General features: G+C 50.9%; 1 rRNA gene. It reads right to left on the reverse strand.

The features are described 5' to 3' along the window. A 16S ribosomal RNA gene (locus tag ACX5KA_RS13895) occupies positions 1 to 860 on the reverse strand; the annotation flags it as partial. Between the last annotated feature and the right edge of the window lie 81 nt (positions 861 to 941).

The raw sequence follows: 941 nt of genomic DNA on the forward strand, positions 1-941 counted from the left end.
GCGTTAGCTTCGCTACGCACGTCTTAAAGACACACACAGCTAGTAGACAGCGTTTACGGTGTGGACTACCAGGGTATCTAATCCTGTTCGCTACCCACACTTTCGCACATGAGCGTCAGTCTTTGGCCAGGGAGTCGCCTTCGCCACTGATGTTCCTCCAGATATCTACGCATTTCACCGCTACACCTGGAATTCCACTCCCCTCTCCAAGACTCTAGTCTGCCAGTTCTAAATGACCATCCCAGGTTGAGCCCGGGGCTTTCACATCTAGCTTAACAAACCGCCTGCGTGCGCTTTACGCCCAGTAATTCCGATTAACGCTCGCACCCTCCGTATTACCGCGGCTGCTGGCACGGAGTTAGCCGGTGCTTCTTCTGTTGTTAACGTCACGGCTAGCAGGTATTAACTACTAACTTTTCCTCACAACTGAAAGTGCTTTACAACCCGAAGGCCTTCTTCACACACGCGGCATGGCTGCATCAGGGTTTCCCCCATTGTGCAATATTCCCCACTGCTGCCTCCCGTAGGAGTCTGGGCCGTGTCTCAGTCCCAGTGTGGCTGATCTTCCTCTCAGAACAGCTAGAGATCGTCGCCTTGGTAAGCCGTTACCTTACCAACTAGCTAATCTCACTTGGGCCTCTCTTTGCGCCGGAGCCGAAGCCCCGTTTGGTCCGAAGACATTATGCGGTATTAGCAGTCGTTTCCAACTGTTATCCCCCTCGCAAAGGCAAGTTCCCAAGCATTACTCACCCGTCCGCCACTCGTCATCTTCTAGCAAGCTAGAAATGTTACCGTTCGACTTGCATGTGTTAGGCCTGCCGCCAGCGTTCAATCTGAGCCATGATCAAACTCTTCAATTAAATATATCGAAATATGAATCGTCGTTGTGACACTCTTAACGAGTGCCCACACAGATTGTCTTGTCTAAATTTTTAAAGAAC

Source organism: Alteromonas alvinellae (genome assembly GCF_902705805.1).